The 333-nt window shown below is 44.4% G+C and carries 1 protein-coding gene; it reads right to left on the bottom strand.

Features of this window, described 5'->3' with window-relative positions:
- Positions 1-333, bottom strand: a 333-nt coding sequence (locus tag ACYVGO_RS29630; protein WP_460972403.1) for a hypothetical protein, incomplete at both ends; no start/stop codon positions are given.

The raw sequence follows: 333 nt of genomic DNA, 5'->3' as shown, positions 1-333 counted from the left end.
TTGATGTCCTGCCAGGCATCGGCTGTTGCATTTTTAGCCTTGTCAATATCTTTGTTCAACTCCTCTCGCTCTGTTTTTAATTTTTCTACTTGACGGTTCATAGTCTTGTCGGCTTTGTTGCTTTTTTTATCCAGTTTGTTGCTTAACTCGTCGATTTTTTGATCGAGTTTATCCCGTTGTTCCTCTAAGGTAGCAACGACTTTATCCCGTTCAGTCTGGAAATTAACGGACACCTCATCAGCCGTTTCTTTGGTATCTGCCTCTATGGCATCCCCCGTGTTTTCTACAGCCTCTTCGGTTCGAGACTCCTCCGACTTACTATTGCAGGCCTGG

It is taken from the genome of Spirosoma migulaei (assembly GCF_054776855.1).
This window is presented reverse-complemented; position numbering and strand designations above follow the sequence as displayed.